16 protein-coding genes are annotated in these 16,689 nt (G+C 64.5%); 7 read left to right on the top strand and 9 right to left on the bottom strand.

The window, feature by feature from the left end:
• Window position 1: 1 nt before the first annotated feature.
• The 5 genes from mnmE (at window position 2) to RMO89_RS17900 (ending at window position 5,615) form a co-directional block, all read left to right on the top strand.
• Window positions 2-1,279, top strand: coding sequence for a tRNA uridine-5-carboxymethylaminomethyl(34) synthesis GTPase MnmE (gene mnmE, locus RMO89_RS17920; protein ID WP_310534857.1), 1,278 nt, complete (start codon window positions 2-4; stop codon window positions 1,277-1,279).
• Window positions 1,280-1,343: 64 nt separating this feature from the next.
• On the top strand, window positions 1,344-3,209 hold the full coding sequence (gene mnmG / locus RMO89_RS17915) for a tRNA uridine-5-carboxymethylaminomethyl(34) synthesis enzyme MnmG (RefSeq protein ID WP_310534855.1): 1,866 nt from the start codon (window positions 1,344-1,346) through the stop codon (window positions 3,207-3,209).
• Window positions 3,206-3,859 (top strand): 16S rRNA (guanine(527)-N(7))-methyltransferase RsmG, encoded by a 654-nt coding sequence (rsmG, locus tag RMO89_RS17910; RefSeq protein ID WP_310534854.1) that lies wholly within the window; start codon window positions 3,206-3,208, stop codon window positions 3,857-3,859. The genes mnmG and rsmG overlap by 4 nt, the downstream gene beginning before the upstream one ends.
• Window positions 3,856-4,632, top strand: coding sequence for an AAA family ATPase (locus tag RMO89_RS17905; RefSeq protein ID WP_310534852.1), 777 nt, complete (start codon window positions 3,856-3,858; stop codon window positions 4,630-4,632). Before rsmG ends, RMO89_RS17905 begins: the two co-directional genes overlap by 4 nt.
• The gene (locus RMO89_RS17900; RefSeq protein WP_310534850.1) at window positions 4,629-5,615 is read left to right on the top strand and encodes a ParB/RepB/Spo0J family partition protein; all 987 of its coding nucleotides are present in this window, start codon (window positions 4,629-4,631) and stop codon (window positions 5,613-5,615) included. Before RMO89_RS17905 ends, RMO89_RS17900 begins: the two co-directional genes overlap by 4 nt.
• Window positions 5,616-5,694: 79 nt before the next feature.
• Here the strand turns inward: RMO89_RS17900 and RMO89_RS17895 are convergent, their stop codons facing one another.
• Entirely contained in the window at window positions 5,695-6,375 is a 681-nt protein-coding gene (locus RMO89_RS17895) for a glycine zipper 2TM domain-containing protein (RefSeq protein ID WP_310534848.1), read from the bottom strand.
• 220 nt (window positions 6,376-6,595) lie between these two features.
• On the opposite strand from RMO89_RS17895, the gene RMO89_RS17890 reads away from it, so the two are divergent.
• Window positions 6,596-8,056, top strand: a complete 1,461-nt coding sequence (locus RMO89_RS17890) for a sorbosone dehydrogenase family protein (protein WP_310534847.1) — start codon at window positions 6,596-6,598, stop codon at window positions 8,054-8,056.
• 20 nt (window positions 8,057-8,076) lie between these two features.
• On the opposite strand, the gene RMO89_RS17885 is transcribed toward RMO89_RS17890, so the two are convergent.
• Window positions 8,077-8,904, bottom strand: a complete 828-nt coding sequence (locus RMO89_RS17885; RefSeq protein WP_310534846.1) for an ATP-binding protein — start codon at window positions 8,902-8,904, stop codon at window positions 8,077-8,079.
• Complete coding sequence (locus RMO89_RS17880) at window positions 8,901-10,637, bottom strand: acyl-CoA dehydrogenase (protein ID WP_310534845.1); 1,737 nt, start codon at window positions 10,635-10,637, stop codon at window positions 8,901-8,903. The genes RMO89_RS17885 and RMO89_RS17880 overlap by 4 nt, the downstream gene beginning before the upstream one ends.
• A 58-nt stretch (window positions 10,638-10,695) precedes the next feature.
• Between RMO89_RS17880 and RMO89_RS17875 the strand changes: the two genes are divergently transcribed.
• Window positions 10,696-11,643 carry an L-threonylcarbamoyladenylate synthase gene (locus tag RMO89_RS17875; protein WP_310534844.1) on the top strand — a complete coding sequence of 316 codons (948 nt, stop codon included), beginning with the start codon at window positions 10,696-10,698 and terminating at the stop codon, window positions 11,641-11,643.
• 6 nt (window positions 11,644-11,649) lie between these two features.
• Here RMO89_RS17875 and RMO89_RS17870 read toward each other — a convergent pair whose 3' ends face one another.
• The 6 genes from RMO89_RS17870 to RMO89_RS17845 all read right to left on the bottom strand — a co-directional run.
• Entirely contained in the window at window positions 11,650-11,970 is a 321-nt protein-coding gene (locus RMO89_RS17870; RefSeq protein ID WP_310534843.1) for a hypothetical protein, read from the bottom strand.
• Window positions 11,971-12,019: 49 nt separating this feature from the next.
• Window positions 12,020-12,775, bottom strand: coding sequence for a head GIN domain-containing protein (locus RMO89_RS17865; protein WP_310534842.1), 756 nt, complete (start codon window positions 12,773-12,775; stop codon window positions 12,020-12,022).
• Window positions 12,776-12,902: 127 nt separating this feature from the next.
• Entirely contained in the window at window positions 12,903-13,436 is a 534-nt protein-coding gene (locus RMO89_RS17860) for a CarD family transcriptional regulator (RefSeq protein WP_310534841.1), read from the bottom strand.
• Between the two features lie 315 nt (window positions 13,437-13,751).
• Window positions 13,752-14,090, bottom strand: coding sequence for a ferredoxin FdxA (gene fdxA / locus RMO89_RS17855; protein ID WP_310534840.1), 339 nt, complete (start codon window positions 14,088-14,090; stop codon window positions 13,752-13,754).
• Window positions 14,087-14,401 carry a S4 domain-containing protein gene (locus RMO89_RS17850; RefSeq protein ID WP_310534839.1) on the bottom strand — a complete coding sequence of 105 codons (315 nt, stop codon included), beginning with the start codon at window positions 14,399-14,401 and terminating at the stop codon, window positions 14,087-14,089. Before RMO89_RS17850 ends, fdxA begins: the two co-directional genes overlap by 4 nt.
• Window positions 14,402-14,409: 8 nt before the next feature.
• A partial coding sequence (locus RMO89_RS17845; RefSeq protein ID WP_310534838.1) for a helicase-related protein occupies window positions 14,410-16,689 on the bottom strand: 2,280 nt, incomplete at its 5' end.

The raw sequence follows: 16,689 nt of genomic DNA, 5'->3' as shown, positions 1-16,689 counted from the left end.
CATGACCGATACGATCTTCGCCTTGTCGAGCGGCTCTCCGCCTGCCGCGATCGCCATTGTCCGGGTGAGCGGACCGGGGGCGGGCAATGCCCTGCGCTCGCTGACCGGAACGATTCCCGAACCGCGCCGCATGGGCGTGGCGCGGTTGATTGACGGCGAGGGCGAAGAGATCGACCGCGCGCTCGTCGCCTGGTTTCCGGGGCCGGGCACTGCGACGGGCGAAGATCTGGCCGAGTTTCACTTGCACGGCGGCCGCGCGGTTATCGCCGCGCTGGAAAATGCGCTGGGCGAGCTCCCCGGCCTGCGTGAGGCCGAGCCGGGCGAATTTACCCGCCGTGCCTTCGCCAACGGGCGAATCGATCTGGCCGAGGCTGAAGGGCTGGCGGACCTGCTCTCCGCCGAGACCGAACTCCAGCGCCGCAGCGCGATGGCCATGGCGGGCGGAACGTTCTCGCGGCTGGTCGAGGAATGGCGGGAGCGGCTATTGATGGCTTCGGCCAGCCTTGAAGCGGTGCTCGATTTTGCCGACGAAGACGATGTCGCGCTGTTGCCGCCCGAATTCCCGCAAGAAATCGAATCCTTGCGCGCCGAAATTGGCGACTGGCTGAGCCGTCCGCGCGCTGAAGTTCTGCGCGAGGGATTCCGTGTAGTTATCGCGGGTCCGCCAAACCTTGGAAAAAGCACACTATTCAACGAGTTGGTTGAATCTAATGCGGCTATAACAACGCCAATTGCCGGCACGACCCGCGATGTTTTGACCCGCCCGGTGGCGATCGAGGGCGTGCCGTTCCTGTTTGCCGACACAGCTGGCCTCCACGACGCGGTTGATGACGAGATCGAAGCCATCGGCATCGAACGGGCGATGGAAGCGCTCGACCGAGCGGATCTTGTGCTCTGGCTTGGCCCCGAAGGCATGGGGCCGCAAGACGCCTGGGAAATTGCCTCGCAAATCGACCGCAATGATTCGCAGCCCAAGCGTACTGCGCGGCACCGCATTTCGGCCATGACCGGGGCGGGTATGGACGACCTTCGGCATGATCTGGTCATGGCGGCGCGCAAGGCCATGCCTGCGCCCGGCGACGTGGCGCTAAACGAACGGCAGCACCGCCTGCTGACCCGGGCTACCCGGGCGCTGGCCGACGCTCGGCATGAGGTTGATCCCTTGCTGGCCGCCGAAGGGCTGCGGCAGGCACGGCTGGCTTTTGATAGCCTGCTCGGACGCACCACAACCGAGCACATGCTCGACACGCTGTTCAGCAGGTTCTGCATCGGCAAGTGAAGTGTTCCACGTGAAACATGCCGGGTTTTGACCGCGCGGTCTTGCGAGGCTAAACGCGGGCAACATGCACCAGTTTGACATCATCGTAATCGGCGGAGGACACGCCGGGGTTGAGGCCGCTGCCGTCGCGGCCCGCATGGGTGCGCGCGTGGCGCTGGTGACTTTCAATCCGGCAATGATTGGCGCGATGAGCTGCAACCCGGCCATCGGCGGGCTGGGCAAGGGACATCTCGTGCGCGAAGTCGATGCTTTCGATGGCATCATTGCCCGCGCTGCCGATGCTGGCGCGATCCATTATCGCATGCTCAACCGCTCGAAGGGCACAGCGGTGCAGGGCCCCCGCGTCCAGGCCGACCGCAAGCGGTTCAAGACGGCAGTCCAGACGCTGCTCGGCCAGCAAGGAGACTTGACGACTATTGCCGGTGAGGCGGCGGCCCTGAGGATCGATGCTGGACGCGTATGCGGGATCGATCTGGCAGATGGCACAGCCTTGCAAGCCCCGGCCGTGGTGCTGTGCACCGGCACCTTTCTTGGCGGCACACTGTTCAGGGGTGAGGAGCGGCTTGTCGGCGGGCGCATTGGCGAGGCCTCGGCGCAGGTTCTCGCGGCGCAGATGCGCGGCGCCGGATTGCCGATGGCGCGGCTGAAGACGGGCACGCCGCCTAGGCTCGATGGTCGGACGATCGATTGGGCCGTACTCGAAGAACAAGCTTCGGATACCGAGCCGTGGACGATGTCCGCCCTGCCGACTCCCGGGCCCGACGTACCGGGCCGGGCATTGCCACAGATTTTCTGCGCGATCACCCGCACCAATCCGCAAAGCCATGACATCATTCGCGCCAACCTGCACCGCTCGCCGCTGTTCACCGGTGCTATCGGTGCGTCGGGACCGCGCTATTGTCCGTCGATCGAGGACAAGATCCACCGCTTCGCCGACCGTGACGGGCATCAGGTGTTCCTTGAACCCGAAGGGCTCGATACGCATCTGGTCTATCCCAACGGGATCAGCACCTCATTGCCCGCTGATGTCCAGCTGGCGATGCTGCGAACCATGGCGGGGCTTGAGCGCGCCGACATGGCGATGCCGGGCTACGCAGTGGAATACGATCACATCGATCCGCGCGCGCTGCGGCCCAGCCTTGAGCTGAGGGACATGCCGGGGCTTTATTGCGCCGGGCAGATCAACGGCACCACTGGCTATGAGGAAGCGGCCGCGCAGGGCCTTGTAGCGGGTATGCATGCTGCCGCGCAGGCCTTGGGTCGCGAGCCAGCACCGCTCGACCGGGCTAATAGCTATATGGCGGTCATGGTCGATGACCTGACGCTGCACGGCGTGACCGAGCCCTATCGCATGCTCACCGCCCGCGCCGAATATCGCTTGCGGCTGCGCGCCAACAACGCTTCGACCCGGCTCACGCCGCTGGCGATATCGGTTGGAGCGGTGAGCGAGGCGCGCAGCGCGTGGTTCAATCGCCGCATGGATGATCGCGCCACGTTTGAAGCGGCGATTGATCGACAGGCCACCGGGACAGAACTTGCGCAGGCTGGCTTGCCGGTGCGGGCTGATACAGGCCGCTTGTCGCTGCGTGAATGGCTGCGCTTCGGCGGAGTTGACCTTGGCGGACTGGCCCCATGGCTCGGCGATTCGCTGCCGAATGATCCGGAGCTGGCGAGCGAGGTTGCCGAGGACGCCGCCTATGCGCCCTATCTTGCCCGACAGGACGGCGAGCTGCGGGATCTGCGTGCCAGCGAGGCGCTGCTACTCGGTGATGCCTTCGCCTATCATCGCATACCCGGGTTGTCGAACGAGATGGTCGAGCGGCTCACCCGCGCGCGTCCAGCTAATCTCGCGGCGGCCGGCCGGGTGCCGGGGATCACCCCGGCAGCCCTCGCGGCGCTGCTGGTCCATGCACGAAGGAACGCGGCGTGATCACCAATGAAGTTCAGGCGCGGGAATTTGTCAGCCAGATTCCTGGGGTGGACGCCGAAGCGATTGACCGACTTGAGCGACTCGCTGCCATGTTGGCTGAGGAGAACAGCGTCCAGAACCTGGTCGCTGCCGCCAGTCTCGACCATGTCTGGCAAAGGCACATTGCCGATTCACTCCAGCTTCTACACCATGTTCCACGTGAAACGTCGCGACCCTGGCTCGATCTTGGCACCGGGGCTGGCTTCCCCGGTTTGGCGATTGCCTGTGTCTTGCCGGAAACCTGCGTCCTGTTGGTCGAATCGCGCGCGCGGCGAATCGACTGGCTGGTCGGGGCATGCGAATCCCTCGGCCTCAAGCGGTCGGAAGTTATCGGATCGCGACTTGAGCTGATGGAATCTCGCAAGTGCAGCGTCATTTCGGCACGTGCATTTGCGCCATTGCCGCGTTTGCTCAATCTATCCGCACGTTTTTCCACACCCGACACGATTTGGCTGTTGCCCAAAGGGCGTTCGGCACGGCAGGAATTGGCAGAGCTCTCCGGCTGGCAAAACATGTTCCACGTGGAACAATCACAAACCGACCCCGATGCAGGGATTATCGTCGGCCAAGTCAGCGGCGAAACAGCGAAAGCGAAGAGGAACCGCGCGTGATCACCATCGCAGTAGCCAACCAGAAGGGCGGAGTGGGCAAGACCACGACTGCGATCAACATTGCCACGGCGCTTGCCGCCATCGGTTGGAAGGTGCTGCTGGTTGACCTTGATCCGCAGGGCAACGCCTCGACCGGTATCGGAATTAATGCCCCAGACCGCACCGCCTCGTCCTACGACGTGCTGCTCGATCAGGTGCCGATCGCCGACTGCGTTCATGCGACCAAGATTCCCGGACTTGATCTGATCCCCGCCACGGTCGACCTGTCAGGCGCCGAGGTCGAGCTGGTTGGCGAGGAAGATCGCGCGCACCGCCTGCGCAATGCTCTGGCCGCACATAAGGGCCACGACATTGTGATGATCGATTGTCCGCCGTCGCTCGGGCTCCTCACGCTCAACGCGCTCGGTGCGGCAAATACGCTGCTGGTCCCACTGCAGTGCGAATTCTTTGCGCTCGAAGGCCTCAGCCAGCTGCTCCAGACGGTCGAACGCGTGCAGCAGCGCTTCAATCCTGACTTGTCGATTCTGGGCGTGGCCTTGACGATGTTCGACCGGCGCAACCGCCTGACCGATCTGGTCAGTGACGACGTGCGGTCCTGCCTTGGCAACCTGGTGTTCGAAACGGTGATCCCGCGCAATGTGCGCTTGTCTGAAGCACCCAGCCATGGCCTTCCGGCGCTGGTCTACGATCACAATTGCCCGGGCAGCCGGGCCTATATGGCCTTGGCGCGCGAACTGATCACGCGGCTGCCGGCGATGAGGAAAGCGGCATGAACGACGATCCGGTAATCCGTATTTCAGTTCCTCAGGCCGAACCCGCCGCATCAGCCGCGCCTGCAAAGCGCAAAATGTCAGGCCTCGGGCGCGGCCTTGGCGCACTGCTCGGCGAATCGCGGCGGGAGGAGCCACTGGTGGGCGGCGTGCCTGCGCAGACCGCAGGAACCGTCTCGGCGATGACCGGGCTTGCCCAGCTGCCGATTTCGCTGATTGATCCTGATCCCAACCAGCCCCGCCGCCATTTCGATGAGGCGGCGCTGGCTGAGCTGGCTGAATCGATCGCCGCGCGCGGTGTTATCCAGCCAATTATCGTCCGCCCGGTCGGGCAGGGGCGTTTCCAGCTGGTCGCCGGTGAGCGTCGCTGGCGTGCCGCACAGCGGGCGCAACTTCATGAAATTCCAGCGCTTGTTCGCGAATTGTCGGACCGCGACGTCATGGCGCTCGCGCTTATCGAGAACCTGCAGCGCGAGGATCTTAATCCGGTTGAAGAGGCGAGAGCCTATCACCGGTTGAGCGAGGAAGAGGGCCTGACTCAGGCCGAAATCGCCCGGTTCGTTGACAAGTCGCGCAGCCATGTGGCGAATTTCCAGCGCCTGCTGCAATTGCCCGATGTCGTGCTTGATTATGTTCAGGAAGGCAGGCTGTCGATGGGCCACGCCCGCGCGCTGATCGGTGTCGGCAATGCCGAAGAGTTGGCCGCGACTGTTGTCGCCAAGCAGATGTCGGTACGCGAAATCGAGAAGTTGGTGCGCAAACAAACCCGCGGCGCATCGGCCGAACCGCGCCGGGCGCGCAGCAGCGGCGGGGCGGCAGACGATGCCGACATTGCCGCCGTTCAGGCCCACCTCGAGGAATTTCTTGGCCTGCCGGTGCGTATCCAAGCTGATGCCGATCCCCGCAGCGGCGCGGTGACAATCCGCTATCGTACGCTCGACCAGCTTGATTTGATTTGCCAGCGGCTGACCGGCGGCGGGATATAGACGGCTCCCATGCAGAAAGGCCGGAGTCTGCTTTTGCAGCTCCGGCCTTTCTCTCTAACAGGTACTTTAATTCAAGGACTTAGTCGGCCATAACGCGCTTGTCCGGCACCATCCGCACGCGCTTATCGGGAACAACCTTCACGCGCTTGTAAGTCGGCACCGAGCGGTAACGGACTTCGCGGACCTTGCGGTAGACCGTGTCATAGGTCGTGACATATTCAGTCGTCACGTGTTCGTGGCAGTCCTTCTTCGGATGCATCGGCATCGAAACCATAGTGACCGGCACCATCATCATCGGCACTGCATAGCCATAGCCATAGCCATAGGCCTGCTGCGGATAGCCCGGGCCATAGCCGCCCTGTGAATTGTCGAGCATGGCTTCGCATTCGTCACGGTAACGGCGGCCTTCGCTGCCACGTTCGATTGCGGCGCCGGCAACGGCTCCAATCGCTGCGCCAGCGATCGTACCGACTGCGCGATTGCCGCGACCGGCAACCTCATGGCCAAGCACTCCGCCAACGACTCCGCCAAGGACAGCGCCGGTCGCACCGCTGCGGTTTCCGCCAATTCGGCGGCGGCATTCGACCAGCCAGCCCTCGCGCTGGCGTTCCCAGGCGCCGTCGCCAGGTCCAGATTGCTGCCAACCCGGCTGCATGCCCCCCCGCTGGTGATGCATCGAATGCGGTCCGCGCATCGGTTCACCGCCATGCTCATGAGCGAAGGCGGGTGCAGCGAACAAGGCAGTCGATGCGGCGATCATGGCAGTTGCGCAAAGGCGCATGGGCAATTCCCCTCTGTTCCGTAAGGCTGGACGGACGAGTCCCGCCTGTTAACTTGGAACTTACCATCGTCACCGGCAGAAAACCAAGAGATCCGAGCGGTGACTTGAGGCGCTGTCCCGAAACGGTGCAGTCCGGGGAGTGCCGCTTACCGAAAAAGCAGCGGTTGCGGGGCGCCGGGAGCGAGCCTATCTTCAGGTGATGCGCTCCTTCAAAAAACCTCTCATCGTCCTTGTCGTCCTCGCCATCCTGCTGGGCGGCGTCTGGGTCTGGTTCTCGCACGGCAACCCCTCGAACCTGCCGCTTGGTGCGACCGAGGGCACGCAGGTCGAGCTGCGAGCGCCCGAGACCGAGACAATTCCCAGCATGGGAATTGCCAAGCCGGTGGGCTGGGCTGCGGGCGAAGCCCCCACGGCTGCAACTGGCCTCGCAGTCAACCGCTTTGCTGCCGGGCTGAATCACCCGCGAACCATGTTGGTCCTGCCCAACGGTGACGTTCTGGTGGCCGAGACTGACCACCCCGCGACGAAGGATGAAGGCGGCGGCATTACCGGCATGATCGAGCGTTATTTCTGGAAGAAGGCAGGGGCCGGCCAGCCTTCGCCGAACAAAATCGTTTTGCTGCGCGATGCTGATGGCGACGGCTTGGCCGAAACCCGCTCGGTCCTGCGCGAAAAGGACATGGATTCACCATCGGGCATGGCCTGGATCGGCGGCAAGCTCTATATCGCCAATCACAACGCGGTGCTGGCGTTTGACTATGCGCCCGGCGCCACCACGCTGGAAGGCGCGCCGACCAAGGTCGCCAACCTGCCGGCCTCGGGCAACCACTGGATGCGCAACTTGCTCGCCAGCCCCGATGGCACCAAGCTTTACGTCGCGGTCGGTTCGGCATCGAACATCGCCGAAAGGGGTATTGAAGCCGAAAAGGGCCGCGCGGCGATCTATGAGCTGGACGTCGCCACTGGCCGCATGCGCCAGTACGGCGGCGGTCTGCGCAATCCCAACGGGCTCGACTGGAATCCGGTGACCGGCGAATTGTGGACCGTGGTCAACGAGCGCGACATGCTCGGCCCTGACCTCGTCCCCGACTATATGACGAATGTGCCGGTGGGCGCGCAGTATGGCTGGCCGTGGTACTACTGGAAGGACCGGCTTGATGACCGGGTCGAGCATCCGATGCCCGACTTCCTCGGCGAATATGTCCGCAAGCCGGAGTTCGCGCTGGGCGCACATGTCGCCCCGCTCGGTATGCGCTTTGTCGCCGAGGGCAACCGGCTGGGGACGCAGTTCAACTCCGGCGCTTTCGTGGCGCGGCATGGTTCGTGGAACCGCAAGCCGCTCTCGGGCTATGACGTGGTCTTCGTCACTTTCGACGAATGGGGCAACCCGAAGGGCAAGCCCGCGCCGGTGCTGACTGGGTTCCTCGCCGATGGTAAGAAGGCGCGCGGCCGGCCGGTGTGGCTCGGCTTTGACAAGACCGGCGCGCTGTTGGTCACCGATGATGTCGGCGGCGTGGTCTGGCGGGTGATCGCACCGAAGGCGCAGCCGCTGGCAAAGCCAAAGATGATCACCAGCACGCGCATGCCGCCCTCGCGCGCGATCGATTCGGCATCGGAGGCGCAGATCCGTCGTCAGATCGAGCAAGCGCTCAGCAAGTAAGGGTCGGACGCGTTTGTTGGTTAGACCGGGCGTCCAGCGCGCCCGGCCAGTTCCGTGACATAGTGCCAGGCGACCCGGCCAGATCGGGCGCCGCGCCGCTTTGACCATTCGAGCGCATCGCCTTCATCGAAAGGCAGATCGAGGCTCTCGGCATAGCCACGGATGATGTCTAGGTAATCGTCCTGGCTACAATTGTGGAAGCCGATCGACAGCCCGAAGCGGTCGGCCAGTGCGAGCCGGTCATCCACGGCATCGCGCGGATTGATCGGATCGTCCTGCTCGCTCATGTGGCGGGAAACAATGGCGCGGCGATTGGCGGTGACGGCGATGCGGACATTGTCCGGCCGGGCCTCGACCCCGCCTTCGAGCCATGAGCGCAGCTGACGCGGGCCGGTGCTGTCGCCGTCCTCGAATCCGAGATCGTCAATATAAACGATAAAGCGGCGCTTCACCTTGCCGAGCTCGCCGAACAGCGCGGAGAGGCCCGAAAGTGCATCGGGCGCGACCTGAACCAACGCGATGGCGGCGGCGTTCCCGGCCTGAGCATCGCGCACCGCCGAACGGATCAGCGCCGACTTGCCCATGCCGCGCGAACCCCAGAGCAGCATGTCGTGCGCGGCGTGCCCGGCGGCGTGGCGGACGACATTGCCGACAACGGAGTCCTTCTGCTGGTCAACCCCCCGCAGCAGAGCGAGCGCTGGGGCATCGAGGCGTTCGACAGGGCGCGCGCAGGCTCCGTCCCAGACATAGGCGGGGGCGGCTAGCCAGTCCGCAACGGCGCGCGGTGCGGGCGCAAGCTGTTCAAGCGCAAGGGCAATCCGTTCGATCAGCGGACCGTCTGACGTCATGACGCCAGGCTCTCGCTGTCGAGCGCGTAGAGCAGGGCGGCACCAGCCGTCGCCGATGCCTTGAGCCCGGCAGCTTCGGGAACGAGGTGGTCAAGGAACCAGCGCGCGACGACCGGCTTGGTCTTCGCCAATGCACCACCGGCTGTTCCTGCGGCGCGCGACTGGCGCAGCAGTTGCCATCCTGCGACCGCGACCGCGCACATCGTCTGGAACGGAACCGAACCGGCCAGCTTGTCATCAAGGCTGGCGGAATCGCGCATCCATTCACCCACCGCCGCGCAGTCGGCCGCCAGCGCCGAGAGGCCGCGTTCCTCGCCGGCATCGCGCGCGATCTCCGCCATCAGCGCCGCCAGCACGCCGCCGTTTTCCATGCCGAGCTTGCGGGTGACGAGGTCAGCGGCCTGAATGCCGTTGGTGCCTTCATAGATCGGGGTGATCCGGGCATCGCGGTAATGCTGGGCCGCGCCGGTTTCCTCGATGAAGCCCATGCCGCCGTGGATCTGCACGCCAAGGCTGGCGACTTCGCAGCCAGCGTCGGTCCCCCATGCCTTGATCAGCGGCACCAGCAGGTCAGCGCGTGCCTTGGCTGCCTCATCGCCCAGCGCGGCGCGGTCCACTTGTCCGCAGGTGTAGTAAAGCAGCGCGCGTGCGCCTTCGGTCAGCGCGCGCATGCGCAGCACCATGCGGCGCACGTCGGGATGCTCGATGATCGCGACGGGTGTCTTGTCGGGCGATCCGGCGCGGGAGGATTGAACGCGGCCCTGTGCATAGGCAACCGCGTGCTGCAACGCGGCCTCGGCCACCATAACCCCCTGCGCGCCGACGTTGATCCGCGCCGAGTTCATCATCGTGAACATGCATTTCAAGCCTTCGTTCTCGGCCCCGATCAGTTCGCCCACGCAATCGTCGTGGTCGCCATAGGACATCACGCAGGTCGGCGAGGCGTGGATGCCGAGCTTGTGCTCAAGGCTTACGGCCTTCACGTCATTCGCCGCGCCAATGGAGCCATCAGCCCCCACGTGGAAGCGCGGGACGATAAACAAGCTGATCCCGCGCGAGCCCGCTGGCGCTCCCGGCGTGCGGGCGAGGACAAGGTGAACGATGTTGTCCGCCAATTCGTGCTCGCCCCAGGTGATGAAGATCTTGGTGCCCTTGATCAGGTACTTGCCGGTGTGCTCGCCTTCTTCAATCGGCGTGGCAGTGGTGCGCAGCGCGCCGACATCCGACCCGGCCTGCGGTTCGGTCAGGTTCATCGTGCCCGGCCATTCGCCGCTGACCAGCTTGGCGAGGTACATCGCGCGCTGTTCGTCCGAGCCGTGCTTCTCGATCGCCTCGATCGCGCCGACGGTGAGCATCGGCAGCAGCGAGAACGCCATGTTGGCCGTTCCGAGGCTTTCGAGAACGCAGGCGGCGAGGCTGAATGGCAGCCCCTGACCGCCGAAGTGTTCGGGTCCTGAAACCGCATTCCAGCCCTGCTCGACATAAGCGCGGTAGGCCTCGGCATAGCCGGCGGGAAGCGTGACCACGCCGTCGATCATCCGCGCGCCCTGCGTGTCGCCCACGCGGCTGAGCGGGGCGAATTCACCGGCGGCAAATTGCCCGACCCCCTCGACAATCGCATCAACCATGTCGGCGCTGGCGGCGGCGAAGCGCTCGCTGGTCGCAAGCTCCTCGATGCTGGCGCTGATTTTCAGGGCAAAGGCCTGTTCGGCACTGGGCGGTGTATAGGTCATGGCGGTTCCCCGGGGCTTTCGCTTGGAATGTTCGCTGGCTTGCCTATAGCGCAGCAGGATGAGCGGCAAGAGCGGCCCTGACGTACGACTGGTTGACGCTACGGCACTGGCCGCGGCGGCAGACTGTTTGCGTAGCGGAGGTTTGGTCGCGGTCCCGACCGAGACGGTCTACGGCCTTGCCGCGCGGGCGGACAGCGAATCGGCGGTCGCTTCGATTTACCGCGCCAAGGGCCGGCCAGACTTCAATCCGCTGATCGTCCACGTGCCTTCGCTTGAGGCCGCCGATCAGTTCGCCGTGTTCGACGCGCGCGCGCGCAAGCTGGCGGAGGCTTTCTGGCCGGGGCCGTTGACGTTGGTGCTGCCCTTGCGCGAAGGCACCGGGATTACTCCCGCCGTTACCGCTGGCCTGCCGACCATTGCCCTGCGCTGCCCGGCCCATCCGGCGATGCGGGCGCTGCTCGAAATCAGCGGCCTGCCGCTCGCCGCGCCTTCGGCCAACCGCAGCGGCGGGGTCAGCCCGACGACTGCCGAACACGTTGCCGCGAGCCTTGGCAGCCGGGTCGACATGGTGCTTGATGGCGGGGCCTGCAAGGCCGGGATTGAATCGACAATAGTTGCGCCGCGCGACTTTGGCTGGTCGATCCTGCGGCCCGGCCCGATAAACGAAGCCGAGATTTCCGCCGTTATCGGGCCGGCTGGTGACGGCATGACGTCAACCGGCAAGATCGAGGCGCCGGGACAACTGGCTAGCCACTATGCCCCCGGAAAGCCGGTGCGGCTGGGCGCGACACAAGCGCGGGACGATGAATATCTGATCGGGTTTGGCACGGTCGCCGGCCATACCAACCTTTCGGAAGCGGGCGACCTCGCCGAGGCCGCCGCGCGCCTTTACGCCTGCCTGCATCTCGCCGCCACCGATACGCGGCCGCGCGTGGCGGTTGCCCCGGTGCCCGAAGAAGGCATCGGCGCGGCGATCAACGACCGCCTGCGCCGCGCTGCTGCCTGATCAGTCCTACGGGGCGGGGATGGTTGAGCGGAGCTGCTGCATTTCTGAGCGCGCGGCATCGCGCCGTTCGCAGGCTTCAATGTCACCCTCGCGGCATTTGCCATCGTCCTTGGCGAACTGCCGCGAAAGCTTGCCATAGCGTTCTTCGCGCTTGCGCAGGTCGCGGCCGCGCTTTTCGTCGGATTCTGACTTGCTGGTCGTCGCCATATCCACCGCCTTGCCGGCAACCTTGACCGGGGCGGTCACCACGTCGAGCGCGGTGCGCGCAAGGCAGCCCGAAAGGAGGACTGCGCCGAACAGGGCGATCGGGATGCGCAAGCAGGTCATGGCGCCAAGCCATACCCCGTCTACTCTGTGCAAAATATGAACGTCCGGCCTATTCGCTTTTCTTGGGCTCGCCGCTTTCGCAGACCAGCGATCCAGACCCCATCGATTTGACCGTGCAGGTGGCCCGGCCTTTCACGGTGACCGTGCCTGAGCCGAGAATCTTGGCCTTGACCTGACCATCGGAAGCGAAAGAGGCGCTGCCTGAGCCGAGGATATCGACATCGGCGTTGTCCGCCTTCACCGCGGAAAGATCGGCGCTGCCCGAGCCCATGACCTTGAGGTCGAGCTGCTTGACCGTGCCGGCGCCGTGCATCGTGCCCGAACCCATCACTGCAAGTGAGAGCTTGTCACCGGCCATCGCGGTTGCGTTGACATCGCCCGAGCCCATCAGGTTGACTTTGGCATCCTTGTCGAGCGCGCCGGTCTCGATCTTGCCCGAGCCCATTTGCGCGATTTCGCGGGGGGCTGGCATGGTGACGTTGACCGTGACTGAATGGCCTTCCTTCCAGTCCTTGGCGCGCAGGATCGCCAGGGTGCCGTTCTTGAGCGAGAAGCGCAGCTTGTCCGCCGAGGCGGCATCGCCGTCGATGGTGATGGCGAGCTTTTCGCCTTGGCTGACCTTCACAAAGTCCGGCCCGAACAGCGCCAGCTTGTGCGGAGCTTCTCCGCCCATGTCGAGTTCGGACAGCTTCTTGCCGTCGTCACCGTTGATCGTGACGTGACCGTCACAGGCGGAAACCGAGAGGCCCATGGCGACGACTGCCGCCAGCGGCGCGATGGTGCGGATGAACTTGGCGAATTGCATCTGGGCATCTCCCTATGATCTGTGTTGCTGATGTAATACAGCATAATCAGAGATTCAAGAGGGTCATGAAAAAGGGCCGCTTCCTTGCGAAAGCGGCCCTTCTCGGTGATTGGATTACCCGTCCGTATCAGGCGGAAGCGGCAGTCTCGTAATACCTGGGTGCATGCTCGTTCAGGATCGCGAGGATCTTCTGCAGCGCTGCCGGTTCGTCGGTCTTTTCCATGGCCGCCAGTTCGCGCGCAAGGCGCGAGGAGGCTGCTTCGAAGATCTGGCGTTCCGAATAGGACTGTTCCGGCTGATCGTCGGCACGGAACAGGTCGCGCGTCACTTCGGCGATCGACACGAGGTCGCCCGAGTTGATCTTCGCTTCGTATTCCTGGGCGCGGCGCGACCACATGGTCCGCTTGACCTTGGGCTTGCCGGTGAGCGTATCGAGAGCTTCGCGCAGGGTCTTGTCAGACGACAGCTTGCGCATGCCGATCGCTTCGACCTTGTTCATCGGAACGCGCAGAGTCATGCGTTCCTTTTCAAATCGCAGGACATAGAGTTCCAGCTTCATTCCGGCGATTTCCTGCTCTTGCAGTTCGATCACCCGGCCGACACCATGCTTGGGATAAACGACATAGTCACCAACATCAAAGGCGTTCGCCTTGGCCGACATCGTGCGTCCTTTCGTTCGGCAAGATCGGATGACGCCGGCGATATTGGGAGCGGAGAGAATGGAACGCCTTTCGGCGCGCCGGGCTCCAAACCCGATCAACCCACGTTTGCGCGACCTGTGCCTTTCATGAAACCATATGTACGAGGTGGCGAAATGCGCCGCCACTCGCAGCATTATATAGCATCACTGTAACAAAATTGCCAGACCCACGAGTCGCAATGGCGAACAGCCTCGCCATGCGCCGTGCGGCGGGGAGAACAGCCCTTGGTAATTCAAAGGTTTATCCGCAGGAAACCATGCGGACAGGCGCGTGGTTCAGTCGCCTTCGCCGGGTTCGGGGGAGAAGAACTTCTCAAACTTGTCGTCGACTCCCTTGAACTCGTCGGCATCTTCCGGCGAATCCTTCTTGGTCGTCAGGTTGGGCCATTCGGCCGAGAACTTGGCGTTGAGCTCAAGCCACTGCTCAAGTCCGCTTTCGGTGTCGGGCAGGATAGCCTCGGCCGGGCATTCGGGTTCGCAAACGCCGCAATCGATGCACTCGCTGGGGTTGATCACCAGCATGTTGTCACCTTCGTAGAAGCAATCGACCGGGCAAACCTCGACGCAGTCCATGTACTTGCACTTGATGCAGGCGTCGGTGACGACATAGGTCATGGCTTGGTATCCCCTTCGATATCTTGCTTCGTTTGAGGTGCTGCTATCGGCATTGGTGAGGTCGCGTCAAGCGCGCGATAGCACGATTGGGCTTCGGAGGCGGGACCGCGCCGCTGCGGCAGGGCGATAATCTCGATCACAGCCACCCCGGAACGCACTGGCAAGGTGAGCACATCGCCCTCCGCGATTCCGGCGCTGGGCTTCTCGATCCGCCGGCCGTTCACGCGAATATGCCCGTCGAGCGCCCAGTCGTGTGCGAGGGTCCTGCTGGAAGCCAGGCGAAGGAACCACAACAGGCGGTCGATGCGCATCGTGCAGGTCAGTCTTTTGCTCCGCCGCGCAGGAGATCGGCCAGTCCGGCAAAGGCACCACCGCCGGCGAGAGGTGGCGGCGGGCGCGTCTCAGGGCGCTGCTGCGCCGGCTTCTGTGGCCTGGCCTTTGCATCGGGCCGACGCTCTTCACCGCCGCCGGTAGCGACCCGCTCCGGTTTTGCCCGATCCTTGCGGGGTGCCGGGCGATCGCGCGGCGGGGCGTCATCAGGCCGGGGCGGGAGCCAGGTCCACAGCTTGGGCGTAAGTGGACCGAATTCGCCTTCGCCAAGCGCACGGCGCGGCTTGGGGCGGAAGCCGGCGCTGCGCATCAGCGCCTCATATCCAGGCTCTGTCAGGCCCATCGAAGTCGCCATGGCTTCGTCGATGGGGAAGGGTTTGCGGTGCGATTCCACCCGCACGCTGTGGGCGGCGCGGAACAGGCGCTCGGCCAGATCGATACGGATCGCCTGCTTGCCGGCGCGGCGATAGGCCGCCGGGGGGCGATCCTTGTCCGCCGCGATGACCGACGGCATACCTTCGGGTACCGGGGGCACGGTCCAGCCCCGAGCCATGGCAAGTTCGCGCCAGCGCTGCTGGGCGGCCGGCTTGAGCGCGGAAAACAGGTAGATGTCGAGCGCGCCGAAGAACACCTTGAGTTGGCGCAGCTTGTGGCGCTGCTCCTTCGATAACCCTTCAAGCCCCGAGCGCGCCCGCAGCAGAACGCCGCCGCCATCGACCAGCTTGATCAGCAATGCGCGCAGTTCGGGCCCACCATCCTCGGCCCGCGCCGCTTCATCAAGCGCGACCAGCCCGGCGAGCGGTGCGAGCCAGGCGACCAGCCATTCATCGAGCCGTTCTTTCAATGCCCGGCGCTCGGCCTCGGGCACGGTTTCGAGCGTCCGGTCGAGGACAATGCGCGGGGTCATGGACCGCGCGCGGTCAACCTCTATCCGGGCCAACACTTCGTTGCCGCGCAGCAGCGAGCTATTGGCGATGTGCAGCGCCTCGCTGCCGCTGGCCACGCCCTCAGTCAGGTCGCGGGCGCGCTCGGCGAAAATCTGCGGCAAGTGGCGCTCGGCAGCGGCAAAAAGCAGCTTGTGATCAGCGTGATGCGTCGCCGGGTCGACCTTGAACCTGAATCCTTCCAACTTACCAATCGGCTCTCCGTCGACCAAAACGTCCTCTCCTTGTGTTGTTACCGGCAGCAGGGCCGCGTCTGCGCCGGCTCCTCGCATGAGAATGGTTAGCCTTCGGTTGACAAAGCGTTCGGTCAGCCGGGAATGGAGCGCATCGGACAGCCGCGCCTCCACCGCCCGCGCCCGCGCCGCCATCTCCTCGCGGGCGATAACCCAGTCGGGTCTCTGAGTAATGTATGACCATGACCGTATTGCGGCAATGCGCCCTTGCAGGGTGTCGATATCGCCCGAGACATTGTCGAGTTCGGCAATCCGGGCGGCGATATAGTCGGTCGGCAAGGCCCCATGGCGCAGGTCCTGCCACAACCGCGCGACAAAGCGCGAATGGACTTCGGCCCCTTGCTGGCGAAAGTCGGGCAACATGCAGGCCTCGCGAAACCGTTCGACCAGTGCGCGGCCGCGAACGGTGGTAGCCACGTCTGGTTCTTCGGAAAGCCGCCGCATCACGGCAAGATCGATCGCCTCGGGCGCGGGGGCGAGTTCGGGGCGCTCGGGCGGAGCGGAAAGATCGTCGATGAGGTGCTGCAGGCTATCGGTACGCGGGTCCGAATTGCGCCAGAACAACTTGGTCAGCGGCGGGAAGCGGTGCTCCTCGATGGCATAGACTTCCTCGGGCGAGAATTCGGCGTCATGGCTGCGCGTGCCCGACAGCGTGCCGAAGGTCCCATCGCGGTGATGCCGGCCCGCCCGTCCGGCGATCTGCGCCATTTCCGCCGTGGTCAGTCGGCGCTGGCGCTGGCCGTCGAACTTTGAGAGGCCAGCGAAGGCAACATGGTCGAGATCGAGGTTGAGCCCCATGCCGATGGCATCGGTGGCGACGAGGTAATCGACCTCGCCCGACTGGAACATGGCGACTTGCCGGTTGCGTGTTTCCGGGCTGAGCGCGCCCATGACCACTGCCGCGCCGCCGCGAAACCGACGCAGCAGCTCGGCCACGGCATAGACCTGCTCGGCGCTGAAGGCGACGATGGCACTGCGCGGCGGCACCCGGCTGAGCTTCTTCGCCCCGGCATGGCGCAAGGTTGAAAAGCGCGGCCGGCCGATGATCTCGGCGCGGGGGAGCAGGCTGCGGATCAGCGGTTCAATCGTCGA

Source organism: Novosphingobium sp., assembly GCF_031424035.1.
Taxonomy (GTDB): Bacteria; Pseudomonadota; Alphaproteobacteria; order Sphingomonadales; family Sphingomonadaceae; genus Novosphingobium.
Note: the sequence above shows the minus strand (reverse complement) of the source record. Positions and strands in the feature narration are given on the sequence as shown.